This window comes from Actinoplanes sp. NPDC049118 (assembly GCF_040648555.1).
Classification (GTDB): Bacteria; Actinomycetota; Actinomycetes; order Mycobacteriales; family Micromonosporaceae; genus Actinoplanes.
This window is the reverse complement of sequence record NZ_JBEZDY010000042.1, coordinates 52,589-68,953: the sequence shown is the minus strand read 5'-3', so window position 1 is coordinate 68,953 and position 16,365 is coordinate 52,589. Positions and strand designations below refer to the sequence as shown.

The window sequence follows — 16,365 nt, the reverse complement described above, 5'->3', positions numbered from 1 at the left end:
GTCACACCATCCAGTGTCGTCGTCATCACGGCACCTTCCTCGCCGGGCTACGCCCGGCGGGTCAGACCGGAAACACCGAAAGATCCACAGTCCCGGGACAGCCCGATTCGGCCTCCGTGCACGCGCTTTGCTACCGCCGACCATGCGACATGGTCGTAAAGTGTCCACATCCTCTGATTACGACTGGTTCGAGAACACCGGCGCTCTCCGCCTGTCGTGGTGGTAGATCGTCGGAGGACGACAACGGGCGGGACTGGCATGGACTCACGTTCGACTCGGGCATGGCGCACGGCGGTCAGTGCCAACTACCGGATGTTCGGGTTTCACGATTCAACCTGTGAGGAGTCCGAGAACTTCGCTACAGCGTTGGCAGCTGCCAGTCGTGAGGTTGTCGGTTGGGCGGCCAATGCGGTGATGGTCGAGGTGACGACCGACCTGGTTCGGATGCAGGTGCAGGTCGAGGTGTTCGACGAGGCGCCCGCCACCGACGATGCCGCTGATCTTCTCCGCGACGGGCAGCTCGAAATGCCCGGCGGGGTGCTCAGTGTCCTGTACTCGGTGGACGAGACGTTCCAGCGGGGTGTGGAGCTTCCGGCAGGTCCCGGCACCTACGGGGTACGGGTGTGTGGCTATGGCCGGACCCGCGCCCGTCTACTGCGGGAGCAGGGCGCCGGCCCGGGCGGTCCGGAGGACATCGACGCCATCGCGGAGGCCTTGGCGGGAGTCGAGCGCTACCAGATCTCGCTGTGGCAGGTGTCGCCCGAGCCGCGGTGGGAGGACGACGATGAGGACGAGTGATGCGGGTGCCGGCGCGGTTGCTGGCCGTGCCGGCACCCCGCTGTCAGGCGCTACTGCAGAACGGTTACGTAGAACTTGTCGCCATCCAGCACGCGTTGCGCGCGATACAGGTCCACTTCGAGGAGCTGGTTGCCGACGTGCTGGTTGTCGATCCTGTCGATGAGTCGCACGGAGTACCGCTCGCCCCAGTGGTAGGTGTCGGGGCCGGTCCTGGAGCCTTCGTAGGTGGACGCAAATGGGAACTCGTCGCAGTTGTCCAGATTGCTGTCCCACGGGCCGAAGGTGGCGGTGCACATGGCTTCGGATTTTCGCCGGTTGCTGTCTTTGGCGGAGTCGTTGTACATGCGGGTGAGCGGCTCGGTCTTGCCGGGTACGCTCTTGCCTACCCAGCTGGGGAACGTCAGCTGTGGCCGGTCGAATGCCTGCAGGATGTGCAGGGCGCTCTCGTTCTGATTGGCCTGCTTGAGGTCAACCGTCAGCACGAGCCGGTAGTCGGGGAACACCGCCCCGCGAGCCCGTCCGACATAGCTGGCCGAGTCGTAGCGGATCGGTGAGGTCGCGACGTCCAGTCCGGCAGGAGCTCCCCAGACCCATTCCGGCTGGGTCGGTGTAGCGAAGTCGATGTTGAGCGTCATCGTCGCGCCGACGAGCTGGATACCGGCGCCGGCGACCTCGGCGGAGGTGAACGTGAACGCGGCGGTGTTCGCCGCTTGCCACGCCGGTACGGCCGCCAACCGGCTGGTGTTGGGACAGGTCATCGACGTGTTGCAGCCGGCGAAAGAGACCTTGACGGTTGCCGCCACCCAGTTGACGTCGGCGCCGGTGTAGTCGATGTCTTCGAGATAGACCAGGTAGTCGAATTGGCGGGCGCCGTTGTTGCCGTACCCGATGACGGTGAAGTCGGCGTCGAAGTTCGCCCTGACCTGGCCGGTGCCGACGTCGCGGCCCTGCGCGGCGAACTCGCCCCAGGCGCACCAGCTGTACCGGTTCTTGTACCAGCCGCTGAGGTCACCCGGCCGGGTTTCGGCATCCGGCTGGCTGCGGCACTCCTCCTTGGTCGGTGGCGGCGGCGGGTCGTCGGGTCCCAGTTGCGGCCTGACCGGCAGGGTTGCGGGGCCGCCAGCCGGTGCAGGGCTCGACGGCGGCGTGCGTACGCCCTCTTCAACGAACGCGTTCGGTGGTGGCACGGGGATCGTGACCGGCGCTGCGGACCGTTCACCCTGTTCGATGAAGGCGTGAGTCGGCGCGGGCGGCGGCGTTGACGGGCGGGCCGAGGCCGAGGCTGAAGGAATCGCGGCGAGAGCGAGCGCGGCCGCCAGGGCCAGCGTTCTGGTGATCATAAGTGTGCTCCTTCGCGGAGGCGTTCGCCGGTGGTTGACCGTGGTCACGACGCCTCCCGGCAGCCGGTACCGAGGCAGGCGGAGATCATGCGTCCGGACGCTGCCTCGAACACCGCCGTGTATCCGTCGTACACCTTGTCGTGGGATGCCGCCAGGGACCGCACCCGCGCTGTTGACCTCACGACGTGCACCGGCCCGTCCACTGGCGCATCGGCGGTGAGGCGGGCGTCAGGTTGCCGCTGGGTGGTCACAGTGGCGGTGCGCGCCGGGCCCACGACGGCGAAGGTGCCGGTGGCGGCCTTGACCGCCTCCTGAGCGGTCATGGGGGTCGACGCTGGCTTCCCCGCCGAGACGCGGCCGGTGACGTTGCAGATGGCCCGGGCCGCGACGCAGGCGCCGAGGCCGGGCACTTCTTCGATGCAGTTACGCGCGGCGTTGTCGAGGCAGGCAGCGAGGGCCTGCTGGTCGACGCCGTGATGAACTCCGGCCGCGGTGAGGGTCTGCGGACCCGTGGCGGGGGCCGGGGCCGCAGCGGTGGTGAGTGCGGTACTGGTGGCCGGTTTGCCGACGGTGAAGGCGTCCGTCTGCACCGGGTCGGTCGCCGTCGCGCCGGCCCGCGTCGCGTATGCGGCGGCGAAGCAGTTCGGTGGCATGTTCACCGTGTCGTAGATCCAGTCCTCGTAGCGCGGCGGTGTCTCACACGTCTTCGGCTCTCCTGTGCCGGTCTCCCCGAGGTACGGGCGCCGCCATACGCCGTTGCCGTCCATCAGCTGCATACGCAGGTCGAACGGGGTCGCCGTCGTCGTCGCCTGCGGATACCGCACCGCCATTCCGCTGCGCGACGAACGGGTGCTGCCTCCGGCCTGCAACGCGGAGGTCGCGACGGTGTTGTAGTCGTACAGCACATCCCACTGCCCGGCGTTGCCCTTGCCGAGCAGCATGTAGGTGTGGTTGCGTCCGTCGGCGGTGTCCGACCGGGGCGCCTGGCTGGTCGTCAACGCGTGGTACTGCTCGGTGCTCGCGTTCCATTCAAGCCAGTACGCCCAGTACGACACGGTGCCCGTCTGCTGGGTGCTGCGCTGCGCCCTGCTGCCGAGTTCGACTCCCGTCGCCCCCTGGCTGAAGTCGGGTTTGAGGGGCCTGACCTGGGTGTACACGTTGGTGGTGTGGGTCAGGATATACAGCTCGGGATCCAGCCACGACATGGTGATCGGGTAGTGCCGCCAGTTCGCGGTGACGCCGATCATCCGCTCGGCCGACTGCGACGCACACACCTCGGTCATCGTCCAGTCCCGGCTGCGGATCGTGCAGTCCAGCGGGGCCGAGCGCAGCCGCCACGCCTGGGACGCGATGCCCGAACACGCCGCCGTCTGCAGCAGCGCACCGTTGGCGGTGCTGGATCCCACCACCTGCAGGCACTGAGAGTTGGCGCCGTTGACCAGCGTCCACCCGCCGAACGGATCGTCCAGCGGAGCTCGCCACCGTTGACTCGTAGCAGTTCCGCAGGCGGAGATCACCACGGCGTTCGACGAGTTCTTGTCAAGACACAACCCGCTAGCGACGTTCTTGATCCGCCACGTGATTCCCGCGGTCGCGCTCGAGGCGACCCGTTCCCACCGCCACCGCTGGTTGTCGACCGCCGCTCCGGAGACACCGACCCGGTACGGGGTCATCCGCACGCGTGACGCCGCCGCCGTACCGACGATCTCCCACACTCGGGCGTCAGTCGACGCCCCAGCCCCTGTGGCTATCGGCGCCGATGTGGCAGCCTGTGCCGGTTCCGCAACAGCGACGAGGCTCCCTACCACCAGGACGGCGACCACGACTCGCGCCGCCATCCGCCGTCCACGGCCACCCGGTCGAAGACGTGTTTGCACGATGCCCGTACCTCCCCCGTAGCAACGCGCCGACCCTCCGACTGTCGGAAGGCCGAGCATGCGCCGACGGGGCCGGGCACGACCCCGCAGGCGCATAACATCGATGAGCGCCGTTTCTTCCTATCAGTGTTCTCAGGCGAGGGAAACCATCGATTTCAATGAATATGAACGCGGCGTGTCCCGAATGATGTTCGGCCGGGACTCAGGCCATGCGGGTCACGTGCGCGCCGCGGAGGTGTCCGACCAGGCCCGTGCGCGAAGGCGTCCGGACGAATCGCAGTCGCGGCGACCCGGTATCAGCCAGCCGCACGGGGCTGCCAGCAGTGCCGTCATCGCAATGATGAGCCAGTGCCACCACCCGCCGGTACAGAGACTGCCAGCACAACAGGCGATCGCGGCGGGGACAGCGGCGATCGTCGCCCAGCCGGCTGCCGCCACAGCGCGAGGTACACAGTCCGTGGCCTGGCAGACCAGACGAAGAATCTGCGGTGTCACCCAGACGCTGGCGGTATGCGCCGAGCCGAACAGGGCCAGCACCAGCGCATGCTTGACCAGCGGAACTAGGCGGCCGCCGCGGGCGTTGCGGCCCCCTTTCTTGATCATGGAGTGTTCGCCGAGCCGGCACAGCACCACGACCATGGGGGCGGATAGGTTCTCGGACCGTGTGGTCGCCAGCCGTGCCGTGTGGGCGGTGATGACCGCCGTCGTGATATGCACCGCCGATGCCACGGGCCGAAGCTGATCCCGGTGCGGGCCGACCCCTGGTCGACCCGCACACCGGTGCCTCGCCTCCCCCGGTTCCCGGCGCAAAGGGCCGCCGAGCCGCCAAGTTCCCTGCGATCCTTCAGACGTTCTCGCCGATGCCGAGCTGGGTCTGCAGTTCCTGCGCCCGCTCCGCGGCGGCGCTGGCACCGTAGTGCCGCGGCATCTCCTCCGACGACCAGCCGAGCAGCAGCATCAGGTCGCCGGTGTTACCGCCGGCCTTGTGCCATTCGTGGGCGAAGTTGTGCCGCCACCGGTGCGCGTGGACGTGCCCCACCCCGGCCCGGTGGCCGCGACGTTTGAGCATCAGCTTGATCCCGTTCGGTGTCAGCGCAATCTTTCCGCGTTCGGCCATCCACAACTGCGGAATCTCGTCGGCGTACCGCTTCTTGGCGCGGGCCCGCAGGTACCGGCTCATTGCCCTGGCGGTCTTCGTGCCGAACCGCACCCTGCGGTCCTTGGCGCCTTTGCCGTGCAGGTGGATCGATTGGGTGTTCATGTCGACGTCGGTCAGCAAGAGGTTGCCGATCTCCGAAAGCCGCGCGCCGGTGTTGTAGTAGAGCCGGATCAGGGCCTCGTCACGGATCGCGGAGAAGTCCTTCTTCGCGCCGACGAAGTCGAGCAGCTTCTTGGTGTCCTCGTCCCGCATGACGGGGATGAGTTTCTTCTCCGTCTTGGGCTGCGGCACCCGATCCATGGGCGAGGTGTCCATCTCGCCTTCGCCGACGAGCCATTTGAAGAACTGCTGCAGCCCTTTGTGCTTGTTCAGCGCCGTCGACGCGGAACGGGTCTCGATCATCCAGGACTGGAACGCCTCGATATGCCGTTTCTTCACCGCGGTCGGATCGAGCGCCGCGCCGGAGCCCTGGTACTCGCTCTCGTCGGAACGCAGATACCGGGCCAGCTGAGCCACGGCGAGCAGGTAGTTGTAGCGGGTCGTCTCCGGGCGGTTCGCGGCGCGCAGGGTCCGGTCCCAGTCGCGCAGAAAGCCGGCCCAGTCACCGCCCTCGAGGCCATCGCACAGGGAGTTGAGGTGGAACAGGGGCATGTCTGGTCACCTGCCGAGTCAAGGGGTCTACAAGCGGCGTGCTCGACCCGGCAGAACGTTCCAAGATCACAAAAGAGGGCCTCTGACCTGCAGAGACCCTCTCGCTGTCGGGCTGACAGGATTTGAACCTGCGACCCCTTGACCCCCAGGCAACCAACAAGCCTCGCCGACCAGGCCGGGTACCCGCTCTGAGCTGTGACTTTAGTCCAAGGGGGTCCGTAGGCGTCCGCTGGAGCACTCGGCGGTTGTCACCCAGCTAGTCACTCACTGTTGGAGCCCAGGATCTTGGTGTCCGAAGAGAAGTATTCATCCGGCTTCTCGACCATGATCCAATTAAAGTATCGGTAGATAGACACAGGCTCGTAGGGAACCTGGTCCATATCTGCCAGAAGACCGGTCAAAAACATTCCAAGAGTATAAGGGCCGTAACTGCTTGTTCGAATGCTGCCATCAAGCATTTCATAAACGCTTCCCCGACCTAAGCAAACAATCTGGGATACTAGATGGTGCGCTGCATCGGCGACATATGCGGGGGAACGCTCCGAATATGAATACCCCGAGTTTCGTGCAGGATACTTTGTCGAAAGCGCTTGGTAGTGGCTAGAGATCGTTTTGAGCGAAAGCCCGCCATATCCGAAAATCTTAAAGAATGGGGGGCGATAGTCCACCTTTTCGTTCGTAGACTTAACGGGGCGACCTGGCCGAAGGTTGTAGATGCTGTCGAGATTTTGGAAAGCATCATCGAGCGTCTTCTTTGTCAGCGTTGCCTTTACTTCAATGACACTGTATACGCCATCAATGGGAATGATCTGATTGCCATTTTCGTCTACAAAGAGGCGCGGGCAGTTGATGCGATCGTAGATAATTACATCGCAATGCCTACTCAGCCAGCCTCGATAGTTTACAATTTTTCCTTTCGCAACTCCGTACTTCGACGGAAGGAAACTCTCCAAAACCTCCCGTAGGATATTCTCGCCTCCGAGGCCCTTTTCGAGGTTATGTCGTATGACGTTTCCTTGCCCCATCTTCTCCGCGAGAAGACTGTTGACTTGGTGGAACATGGCCTTCACGGTCGGTTCGAATCGTTTTCGCGCGGCTTGATCCAGTAGTTTGTCGTCCTCAGGCCCAGTCATAGTCCTCCAACATAGCGTCGCTCAGTCAGCCGCCCCACTGGAACGAACTCGTGGGAGCTGTCAAGGATGGCTTGACATTCAGAGGATGACCCACCGCTGAGTCGATGACGGGTGCGGCGGCGTGCGCCCTCCTGCGGGCAGGCCACCGGCCTGCCGCTTAACCCCTGACCGCTCAGGGGCGCAGAGGCTCCGCCGTCCAGGGCGGCCGGTTTGTGGCCGTCGCTTGCGACGCGAAGCGCCCTTGACGGTGGAGGGGCGGCCCGGACACCATGCGCGCCGCCGCACCCGGAGCTCGACGGCCGTGACGGCCGGCGCCTGGCCGGACCACCTCTTAACCTCCCTGCTCCACCTGTCGTCGGCGCGGCCCGACTCCGCGGTTCCACGCCAGCCGACGGGCTGCTTGCGTGGCCGGGCCAAGCGATAGCGGCGGCACGGGCACGCGCCCAGGCGGCGGCGTGAGCGGCCCGTTTCGGGCCGCCTTGAAGACGTACAGAAAGTTTGAACAAGATCGGCAGCCGATCGGCAGCCGACCGGCAGGGCATCGGCAGGCAATCGGGCTGGCGCCCCGTGCCTGTCGCCCGCGTCGGATGCCGACGGGCTGTTGATCCGTCCGGTCGGGACCTTCGATTTCTGTGCCGAATCAGACATCGGTGGAGATCTTCATTCGTAACGATGACTATGAGACCATGAGCGCATGGTATCGGGATCGATTGGCGAACGGATAGCTGCTTATCGCCGACGTAGAGGGCTAAGCCAGGCAGCACTTGCCGGTCTAATTGGTCGGTCAGAGTCTTGGCTGTCTCAAGTCGAACGCGGAGTCCGGTCGGTCGATCGAATGTCTATCCTCCTGGACATGGCGAAAGTGCTTCATGTTGATGTGGAGTCATTGACAGGACGGCCGTGGCAATATGCGCCTAACGGTGGGGCTACGCCATCAGACCTCGGTGAAGTGCGGCGCTATTTCGCTCGTTACGATCATCTCTTCGGCGATGATTTGGAGTCATCCCTGAATGCGTCGGCTCTTCGCGTCCAGGCTGCTGATGCACATAAGCGCTATCAAGCCGCCGAGTACGAAGATCTTGTTACGGACCTACCCGAGCTGCTACTCGCTGCCGACTCGTTGCATCGAATGGCAGGTAGCGCCGAGCGTCGAGAGATGCTGCTCAGCTATGCCTCCACTTACGTCGTGGCGGCGAAGCTCCTGACCAAGATGGGAGCCGCTGATCTTGCTCAGCTAGCGGCCGATCGCTGCGCTACAGCCGCGCTTGATGCGGACTCCTTGGAAGCTCAGGGGATGGCTGCCTATCAAGTCGTTTGCGCACTCCTGCGGGGTGACCGGCCCGAGGATGCCGAGAGCCTTGCTATGAAGATGGCCACCCGCATCACCAGCTCGGCTCACTCGGATTCGCCGAGCTTGGTTTCTGTGGCTGGCTCACTGTGGTTGATCAGCGCCGTGATCGCCGGCCGTCGAACCGAACGCGGCGAGGCTTACCGTCGGCTGTCAGAGGCTCAACGCCTTGCTGACCTACTTGGTCATGACGCCAACTTTGCGTGGACGGCCTTCGGTCCAACCAATGTAGCCATCCACCGCGTGAGTGTGGCCGCTGAGCTCGGAGACGCCAGCGAGGCGCTGCAAGTGGCTACGGCCGTCAATCCGGACTCCTTGCCTGCCGGGTTGAACAGTCGGAAGGCGCAGATCTATCTCGACCTGGCCTGGGCTCAAGCGCAACGAAAGCGGGACGCAGAGGCGATTCTCCACCTCCTGGAGGCGGAGAGGATTGCACCCAACGCCGTCCGTTACAACGTCGTCGTCCGCGAGATGGTGAGAGAGATCCTGTCTCGGTCACGACGGTCCAAGACGACCGCGCTGCACAACCTCGCTCTACGTGCTGGCGTGATCGACTAGATTTGCAGCTATGCCCAAAGCCGCCTTGGTGATCTGCGGTGCCCCGCTGGCTCGGCGTGTTGGCGACCTGGCCGACTCGATGGTCTCGGCTGGCTGGGAGATCCAGGTGGTCGGAACTCCCTCCTCCGCCTCATGGATCGACGCGGAGGTGTTGACCAACCTCGGCGTTCGGTTCGACTTTCGAACAGCCGGCCAACAGAAGAGCAGCCCAACCCCCGACGTAGTGGCCGTCTGTCCTGCAACGTTCAACACCGTGAACAAGGTCGTAGGTGGGATCGCCGACAACTACGCCACGAGCCTCATTTGTGAGGCTATCGGAGCTGGGATGCCTGTTCTAATGGCACCGATGGTGAATCAGAAGCTTTGGGGTCACCTGCAATGGAGTGCTTCCCTGAACGCGTTACGACGAGCCAACGTCCGGCTCCTTGATCCGCTGACAGGCGGCATTGACGTGACGCCGGTGAAGTCGGGGACCGGCGATATTGTGGCTGACGATTTCCAGCCGTCGTGGCTCCTCGCAGCACTAGGCGCGATGCTTCCGAACTAGGTAATCCGCACTCTCGTACTGCCGCGACCCGCACAAAAGTGCGGGTCGTACTTCTGTGCGGAGAGATCAGGCTGCGGCGATGGACTATTTCCTCCAGAGCGATCGTCCGAAAGAGACGGGCTCACTACCAGGGAGGAACCCCTCGTGAAGATCTACGTGGACACCACCGGCATCACGTTCACGGTGGCGAAGAAGCCTCAGGCGAAGGTGGACGAGAAGGGCAACCAGCGGTCCGAGAGGGGAACGGGCCGTCCGATGTGGCAGACCCAGGTCGTCGCGCTCGACGAGACGGGTGGCGAGGTCATCAACATCACGACGGTAGGAGAGATTCCGTCGCTTGAGGTTGGTCAGTTCGTCGCTGTCGAGGCGCTGGAGGCCAAGGCGTGGGCTACCAACGGTCGTAACGGCACTGCGTTTCGCGCGGCGTCGCTGAAGCCCCTGACGAGTACCTCAGCGAGCAAGTAGCACTTCCCGCAACACCGGAACAACCCAGCCACAGTGTCCGTGGCAAACCCCCGACCAATCGCGGTCGTCATCTCCACTGAGTCAACCTGACGGTCCTGGAATTCCGCTGGTTCTCCAGCATCCTCGACCACCGGCCGAATCACGGCCGAAGCATTTCCGAAGTGTGGCGCGGGGCCGGTACTGGGCTACCGAACCTGCTGGCCTCGCCGCCTTCCCAACCACTCCAAACCCCAATGAGAAGGGGCGGTTGACCATGTTCACTTCAGCTCTCGTCTTCGCCGTCGCGATGGCGACTCTCGTGGCCGCCCACCAGCTCGCGGATCACATCGTGCAGACCGACACCGACGCCAATGCCAAAATCGCCCCCGGCTGGACCGGCTGGCGTCACCTGCTGATTCACGTCGGCACCTATCACGCCACCGCACTGGTCATGCTCGTCATCACAGCCGTCGCCCTGGACGTGCCTCTCACGATGGTCGGCATGTTCGCCGGGCTCGGCTTCTCCGCCGTCTCGCACGCGATCCTCGATCGGCGCTGGCCGGTCCGCTGGATTCTGCAGCACACCGGCTCCGCCGACTTCGCGGATCGCACGACGCCGCTGTGCGGCATGTATCTCGCCGATCAGGCCCTGCACTACGGCTGCCTCTGGGTCGCCGCGCTGCTCATCGCTGCCCTCTAAGGCACACCCATCACTCCACGAAACGGAGATCCGATCATGTCGAAGAAGTACATGTTCGCCGAAGACGAGAACGGTACGCACGAGGTGAAGGTCGACCCGGCCCACATGGTGCGCCAGAAGCGCCAACTCGAGGCGCAGGGCTGGACAGTCACGATCCTCGACGAGGACGAACGCATCTGGAACGGCCAGATCGCAAAGCAGCTGCGTGACCTCAAGTAGATCCCGGTAGGACGCGCGGGGTCGGAACTGGGCTACCAACCTGCCGACCCCACGCCTTCCCAACCCATCCCACCCCTTTCAGGGAGGACAAGTCGTGTCCAAATCTACCCGAGGTTTCGGTTTCGGCAGAAGGTCCGGGACCGTCACCGTCATCGAACAGAAGGTGCTGCGCTCCTCAGCACGTAACGCCCGCATGGCGTTCATCATCACCGCGCTGATCGTCGGCATTCTCGCCATGACCGTGGCGTCCGACCACATGCACCCCATCCTGGCCGCTCTGCTGGCCGCCCCGATCGCGTTCGTAGCCGGCCTTTTCGTCTGGACGCTCGTCCGGATCTGGCCAGTGCTGCGGCTGCTCTGGTGGTGGCTGCCAGAAATCAGCGCCGGAATGGCGCTCGTCTACGGCTGGATCGCCCTGGCGAATGCCACCCCGGCCCTGGTCACCCTCGCCGTCGTGGCACCCCTGGCCGGGATCCCGGCCGCTGTTCCGGCTATCCGCCGCCGGGTCACCGCCCTCGCATGGTGCCTTATCGTCCGGCACCGACTGCGCGTGTGCTTTTCGCAGTTCATCATCGCCAACAAGTCCGGCAGCCTGCCGTTGATCCTGTGGGCACGACCGACCCCGGTCGGCGAACGTGTCTGGGTCTACCTGCGGCCCGGCCTGTCCCTGTCACGGCTACAAGGCCGCCTCGACGAGATCGCCGTCACCTGCCACGCCTCCTCGGTGCTGGTGGAACTGGCCAGCGAAAGCAAGAAGGCCGCCTACCTGCGGTTCGACATCAAACGCCGCGAGGTCCTGACCGCCAAGGTCAGCTCGCCGCTGACCGGTGTCATCGACACCGAGAACCTGCCGTCCGCGTACACGGCACCCACCGACGTCCCGACCGCGCTGGACCTGCCGGACGTCCCCGCCGAATCCCCGCTCGCCGCGGCCGTCAAGTCGGCCGCCAACACCAACGGCAAGAAGGCGGCCAAGACGGCCCCGGCCGCCGACACCTTCGACGACGACCCCTGGGATTAAGGAGACCGTCATGAGCCTCGTCCCGTCTGTCAACGACCCGTCTACGCCAGCGCCCGGCATCGATCCGGCAGACGTGCACGACCCACACAACGCTCAGCAGCTCTTGGACTGCCTTACTGAGCTGCGTCGTCAGCGTGACGCCATCGATCACCAGATGCGGCAGCTCATCGCCTACGCGCGAGAACACGTCAAGCCCCGCCCGTACCGGCTGGCGGACCTCGCCGAGGCGTCCGGAATGTCAATCTCCGGCGTCCGGATCGCCTATAGCCCGGATGACACCGCCAGCGTCGCCCCGCTTCTCCACGTGGGCGGCTACCTCGCCTGCGGCTGTCTCGGCTCGCAGCGCGAGCACACCTGCACCGACAACGACTGATCACAAGGGACCGACGCGAGGGCCAACGGGCCTCCAAGACCACGGCCCTTGCGTCGGCCTCTTCGACCTTATCGCCTACCGGAGGCCCACACCATGACCACCATCGCTGCCCGCGACCCTCTCGGCATAGACCGGGTACCGGTCGCTCCTGGCCTGTCGATGTTCGATCCGATGTTCATCGGCATCGACGAGTTCGGCCATCACGTCAGCCTCGACACCGTCTATCACAACCTGCTCGTCGCCGGAGAGCCCGGCGGCGGCAAGTCCGGACTGATCAACCTCGCCGCCGCACACGCGGCCCTGTCCGACAACACCCGCCTGGTCCTGCTCGACGCCAAGTACGTCGAACTCGGCCCCTGGCGCGACATCGCCGACGCGTTCATCGGCAACGACATCGAGGCCGCCATCAGCGTCCTCAAACGCCTACTCAAGGTCGCCACCAACCGCTACCTGTGGCTGCTGGCCCACCGTCGCCGCAAAGTGGACCGCGACGACAACCTCTCCACGATCGTCACGATGATCGACGAACTCGCCATGTTCTCCACCGTGCTCGGCACCAAGGACCAACGCGAAGAGTTCGCCACCCTCCTGCGGGGCCTCGTCTCACTCGGCCGGGCCTGCGGCATGCCGGTCATCGCCGCCACCCAGCGGCCCTCTTGGGACATCATCCCCGCCAGCCTTCGGGACCTCTTCGGCTACCGAGCCGCGTTCCGCTGCACCACCAACGGATCCTCCGACGTGATCCTCGGCGCGGGCTGGGCCGACCTCGGCTACACGGCCACCGACATCGACCCCGGAAACCGGGGAGCCGCCTGGCTCCTCGCCGAAGGCCGCCTGCCGTACCGGATCAAGGCCGCCTACCTAACCGACACCGACCTCTACAACATCGCCGACTACGCCGCCTGGATGCGACGCCCGTCCGGCATCACCGTTCCTGCACCGCCCACCACCAACCAATGGGAGATGGCCGCATGACCACCCACACCACCACCCGACCCCGCCGACCGGTCACCGAGCGTGCCGCCGGCCACTACCTCAACCGCGACCACACCGTCACCGGCACCCCGGCCCAGCTCGCCGACATCGTGGCGAACCACCGCAACGCCGGAAACCTCGTCGCCATGACCGCACCCCGCCCAGTCGGTGACCGCCTCCAGGTCCTCATCCGGGTCCGCGAGTACCAGCCCACTCAGCCGACCATGCGAGTCACCTCCGTCGGCGAACGCACCCGCACCCGGCGTCCCGGCCGCACCCGCATCGCGGTCATGGTCACCGCGATCACCGGCACTGCCGCCGGACTCCTCGCCGTCGCCGCCTACCTGATCGGCCAGCTCGTCGAGCTCATCGCCGCACACGCCGCACAGATCGGCAGCGTCCTGGCCCTGGCCGCCGTCCTCGCCGCGCTCGCGGCTCGCAACTCCGGCCGCCGTCGGCACTGCCCCGGCTGCTGACCGGGTGCCCCGATCACAACTGCATAGCAACGACGGACGACAGGACCGGCTCAACGCCTGCCAGCACGACCGGTCCTGTCCACCCAACAACCACACCTCATAAGGAAAGGACGTGGCTGCCATGAAGGCTACCCACACCCCGCCGATCCTCGACCTCGACACCGGTATGACACCGGCCGACCTGCTCCGCGGTGCCGCACGCTACCTCTTCATGCACGGCTGGAAGCAAGGCGACTTCTTCGACCTGCTGTCCGACAAGCCGTTCCCGCCCGCCTGCTCTCTCGGCGCGATCAACATCTGCGCTCACGGCCGCCCGATCCTGTGCTCCGACGACGAATCACAGGACGCCGACACCGACGCCGCCATCACGGCCATGCGCGTACTCGCCGCCTACCTCGACCCCGATTACAGCACCACCGTCGACATTTTCGCCTACATGACCAGCGCGATCGACATCGTCTCCGGCTGGAACGACGAAGACGACCGCACCATCGGCGAGGTCATCGAAACCCTCACGGACGCCGCCGACAACTGGGACCGTGCCCACACCACCGGAGGTGCCCGGTGAGCCTTTCCTACGTCAACCACGCCTTGACACTTCAGCCCGGCAACCGTGACAGCCGGCCATCCAAGCCGCGCCGCCGTGACGTCGTCGAGAACGACGAATACGCCGCGTTCGCCCGGCGCATCATCCGCGCCTACGCCCGACGTGTCGCCACCGGCGACGTCGAAGCCCTCACCGACATGGTCGCCCTGTCCGCGTTGCTGGATGAGGCCATCGGCGAGGCCGTGATCGGCCTGCGCTCCCACGGCTACTCCTGGGCCGAAATCGGCCAACGCCTCGGCATCAGCCGCCAAGCCGCCCAACAGCGCTGGGGCGGGGACCCGTCATGACCGCCCCCACACTCACGAATTCGTTCCTGGAAGCCCTCGGCCAGCGGACCGGCACCAAGGTCGAGTTCTACGACCCCGACGGCAGCCACCACGGCTTCCCCACTTTCCCTTACCGGTACGCACCCGACGGCCTGGCCACCCGCCGCCAGCTACGCGCCGCCGGACTACGGCCCAACGGCCAACCCGTCATCGCGCAAATCCTGTGGCGGCACCGCAAGCAGGTCCGCATCGCGTACCTCTACCGCCGCGACCTCGCCGCCCCCAAGCGGCACGCCACCCCGGCCCAGCTCGCCGTGGTCGCCAAAATGCTGCTCGCCCGCCGGACCTGCCGCCACTGCGGGCAACTCCGCGACTACTACATCCCGCGCTCCACCGGCGCGTGCCTCGTCTGCGAACCCGGAGGACCCCGATGAGCCTCTACGACCGGCACGACGCCGAAACCGCCCCCAGCTGTGTGTGGTGCATCGACGGCATGACCCCCGTCGGGATCCACCCCGACCTCGGCCCCGTCCTGCGGCTCTGCCCCACCCAACGCTGGTGCGACGAATGCGCCGATACCTCGGTCTTCCCGGCCGAGTGGGAAACCCTCGACGACCGCATCAACGAAATCCTCGCCGACGGCTACGCCGCCGTCTGGTGCTCGCACTGCAACGGCATCACCGCCGTCCTGCCCGTCACCAACGACGGAGGCATCCGATGACCACATCGCTGACTCAGCAGTTCGCCGCCGAGTACACCAAGAAAGCCGTACCCGGCATGCTCCGCGCGATCCGCACCATCAAACTCGCCAACAAGGGCATCCTCGTCGGCGCGGTCGCCGCGTCCTACCTGCACCAAGCCCACTTCCTGCTGACCCTCGGCGCAGGCGTCTTCTCCTGGATCGTCCCGGCCGTCTTCGACCTCGGCATCGTCTCCATGCTCACCATCACCCAGACCATCGGCATGGCCGCCGACGCCAAACGCGCCGCCCTCAAAGTGCTGATCGTCGTCATCACCATCAGCGCAGCGGTCAACGCCGCCGCCCCCGGACCGCTCGGCCTGCGGATCATCTTCGCCCTCATCGTCGGCCTGGTCGCCGGAGTCGAATGGGTCGCCGGGAAGATCCGGCCCGACTTCGCCGCCATCGAAGTCCGTGAGAACGAACTCACCACCACCACGGCGGCCGATGGCAACACGACCGTCCCCGCGCCTGCACTCACCGCACCGCCGGCCGACACCGACCGTCACCCGACCGAGGACGTTCCGGCCCGGCTCGTCTCGGCCGCCCGCATGATCACCGTGCAGCACCGGCAAACCTCCACCGAGCCCATCACCGCTGAGGAGCTGGCGGCCCGGCTCAACACCTCTCCGGCCATCGCCGGACGACTCCTGGCCACCATCGACAACCCGGCACCAACCCGGATCAACGGCCACACACCCGCCCTCGGCAGTACCCGATGACCGCCGTCCAGGTCGACGTCCACCACTACACCCACACCTGCCCGGCCAACCCGGAGCCACACCCCTACGACACCCGGCGCACCATCGTCGCCGTCGCCCCCGGCGGACCCTGCCGCAACCCCGTCACCATCCGATCCGGTGACACCACCACCGTCATCGACTGCGGCCGCCACGTGCCCCGCGAACAACGGTGCCCGGCCTGCCGGACCACCGTCATCGAACACACGGTGACCTTCACCCACACCGGCCCACACACCCCGGCCCCCGAACCGATGCCGGGCGGACTCGCCGCCTACCCCTGCGGCACCTGCGGTCAGCCCCTCGCGGCCGCCCTCGCCGAGACCGGCAGGCACCTGCTGTGCCGGCCTCGCCGCACCTCGCAGCACCCCACCACCAATCGGGTTGCCGCCTG

At 65.8% G+C, this 16,365-nt stretch carries 20 protein-coding genes and 1 pseudogene; 16 read left to right on the top strand and 5 right to left on the bottom strand.

Annotated elements, in window-relative coordinates; all coding sequences use genetic code 11:
• The first annotated feature begins 414 nt into the window (after positions 1-414).
• Entirely contained in the window at positions 415-798 is a 384-nt protein-coding gene (locus AB0B58_RS39955) for a hypothetical protein (protein ID WP_360235734.1), read from the top strand.
• A 50-nt stretch (positions 799-848) separates the two neighbouring features.
• On the opposite strand, the gene AB0B58_RS39950 is transcribed toward AB0B58_RS39955, so the two are convergent.
• The 5 genes from AB0B58_RS39950 to AB0B58_RS39930 form a co-directional block, all read right to left on the bottom strand.
• Positions 849-2,138 carry a NucA/NucB deoxyribonuclease domain-containing protein gene (locus AB0B58_RS39950; RefSeq protein ID WP_360235731.1) on the bottom strand — a complete coding sequence of 430 codons (1,290 nt, stop codon included), beginning with the start codon at positions 2,136-2,138 and terminating at the stop codon, positions 849-851.
• Positions 2,139-2,182: 44 nt separating this feature from the next.
• Complete coding sequence (locus AB0B58_RS39945) at positions 2,183-3,811, bottom strand: RICIN domain-containing protein (RefSeq protein WP_360235752.1); 1,629 nt, start codon at positions 3,809-3,811, stop codon at positions 2,183-2,185.
• Positions 3,812-4,231: 420 nt separating this feature from the next.
• Positions 4,232-4,744, bottom strand: a complete 513-nt coding sequence (locus AB0B58_RS39940; protein ID WP_360235728.1) for a hypothetical protein — start codon at positions 4,742-4,744, stop codon at positions 4,232-4,234.
• 115 nt (positions 4,745-4,859) lie between these two features.
• Positions 4,860-5,825: a tyrosine-type recombinase/integrase gene (locus AB0B58_RS39935; protein ID WP_360235725.1), complete on the bottom strand. Its 966-nt coding sequence runs from the start codon at positions 5,823-5,825 to the stop codon at positions 4,860-4,862.
• A 260-nt stretch (positions 5,826-6,085) separates the two neighbouring features.
• Positions 6,086-6,958, bottom strand: coding sequence for a DUF6602 domain-containing protein (locus AB0B58_RS39930; RefSeq protein ID WP_360235722.1), 873 nt, complete (start codon positions 6,956-6,958; stop codon positions 6,086-6,088).
• A gap of 694 nt (positions 6,959-7,652) precedes the next feature.
• Between AB0B58_RS39930 and AB0B58_RS39925 the strand changes: the two genes are divergently transcribed.
• From AB0B58_RS39925 to AB0B58_RS39855, 15 genes and pseudogenes are all read left to right on the top strand, one after another.
• Entirely contained in the window at positions 7,653-8,864 is a 1,212-nt protein-coding gene (locus AB0B58_RS39925; protein ID WP_360235719.1) for a helix-turn-helix transcriptional regulator, read from the top strand.
• A gap of 10 nt (positions 8,865-8,874) precedes the next feature.
• A complete protein-coding gene (locus AB0B58_RS39920) occupies positions 8,875-9,411 on the top strand; it encodes a flavoprotein (RefSeq protein ID WP_360235716.1) in 537 nt (178 codons plus the stop codon).
• Between the two features lie 144 nt (positions 9,412-9,555).
• The gene (locus tag AB0B58_RS39915) at positions 9,556-9,876 is read left to right on the top strand and encodes a hypothetical protein (protein WP_360235713.1); all 321 of its coding nucleotides are present in this window, start codon (positions 9,556-9,558) and stop codon (positions 9,874-9,876) included.
• Positions 9,877-10,174: 298 nt separating this feature from the next.
• Entirely contained in the window at positions 10,175-10,555 is a 381-nt protein-coding gene (locus tag AB0B58_RS39910) for a DUF3307 domain-containing protein (RefSeq protein WP_360235710.1), read from the top strand.
• Positions 10,556-10,591: 36 nt separating this feature from the next.
• Positions 10,592-10,774, top strand: a complete 183-nt coding sequence (locus tag AB0B58_RS39905; protein WP_360235707.1) for a hypothetical protein — start codon at positions 10,592-10,594, stop codon at positions 10,772-10,774.
• 94 nt (positions 10,775-10,868) lie between these two features.
• Positions 10,869-11,795 (top strand): hypothetical protein, encoded by a 927-nt coding sequence (locus AB0B58_RS39900; protein ID WP_360235704.1) that lies wholly within the window; start codon positions 10,869-10,871, stop codon positions 11,793-11,795.
• 10 nt (positions 11,796-11,805) lie between these two features.
• Positions 11,806-12,168 (top strand): hypothetical protein, encoded by a 363-nt coding sequence (locus tag AB0B58_RS39895; RefSeq protein WP_360235701.1) that lies wholly within the window; start codon positions 11,806-11,808, stop codon positions 12,166-12,168.
• 93 nt (positions 12,169-12,261) lie between these two features.
• Complete coding sequence (locus AB0B58_RS39890; RefSeq protein WP_360235698.1) at positions 12,262-13,143, top strand: FtsK/SpoIIIE domain-containing protein; 882 nt, start codon at positions 12,262-12,264, stop codon at positions 13,141-13,143.
• Positions 13,140-13,619: a hypothetical protein gene (locus tag AB0B58_RS39885; protein WP_360235695.1), complete on the top strand. Its 480-nt coding sequence runs from the start codon at positions 13,140-13,142 to the stop codon at positions 13,617-13,619. Before AB0B58_RS39890 ends, AB0B58_RS39885 begins: the two co-directional genes overlap by 4 nt.
• A 112-nt stretch (positions 13,620-13,731) precedes the next feature.
• Entirely contained in the window at positions 13,732-14,187 is a 456-nt protein-coding gene (locus tag AB0B58_RS39880) for a hypothetical protein (RefSeq protein ID WP_360235692.1), read from the top strand.
• A gap of 23 nt (positions 14,188-14,210) precedes the next feature.
• Positions 14,211-14,513, top strand: coding sequence for a hypothetical protein (locus AB0B58_RS39875; protein ID WP_360235749.1), 303 nt, complete (start codon positions 14,211-14,213; stop codon positions 14,511-14,513).
• On the top strand, positions 14,510-14,926 hold the full coding sequence (locus tag AB0B58_RS39870) for an RRQRL motif-containing zinc-binding protein (protein ID WP_360235689.1): 417 nt from the start codon (positions 14,510-14,512) through the stop codon (positions 14,924-14,926). The genes AB0B58_RS39875 and AB0B58_RS39870 overlap by 4 nt, the downstream gene beginning before the upstream one ends.
• A complete protein-coding gene (locus tag AB0B58_RS39865; protein WP_360235686.1) occupies positions 14,923-15,213 on the top strand; it encodes a hypothetical protein in 291 nt (96 codons plus the stop codon). Before AB0B58_RS39870 ends, AB0B58_RS39865 begins: the two co-directional genes overlap by 4 nt.
• Positions 15,210-15,953 (top strand): DUF2637 domain-containing protein, encoded by a 744-nt coding sequence (locus tag AB0B58_RS39860; RefSeq protein ID WP_360235683.1) that lies wholly within the window; start codon positions 15,210-15,212, stop codon positions 15,951-15,953. The genes AB0B58_RS39865 and AB0B58_RS39860 overlap by 4 nt, the downstream gene beginning before the upstream one ends.
• A pseudogene (locus tag AB0B58_RS39855) lies at positions 15,950-16,186 on the top strand (hypothetical protein); the annotation flags it as partial. The gene AB0B58_RS39860 and the pseudogene AB0B58_RS39855, both read left to right, overlap by 4 nt.
• Between the last annotated feature and the right edge of the window lie 179 nt (positions 16,187-16,365).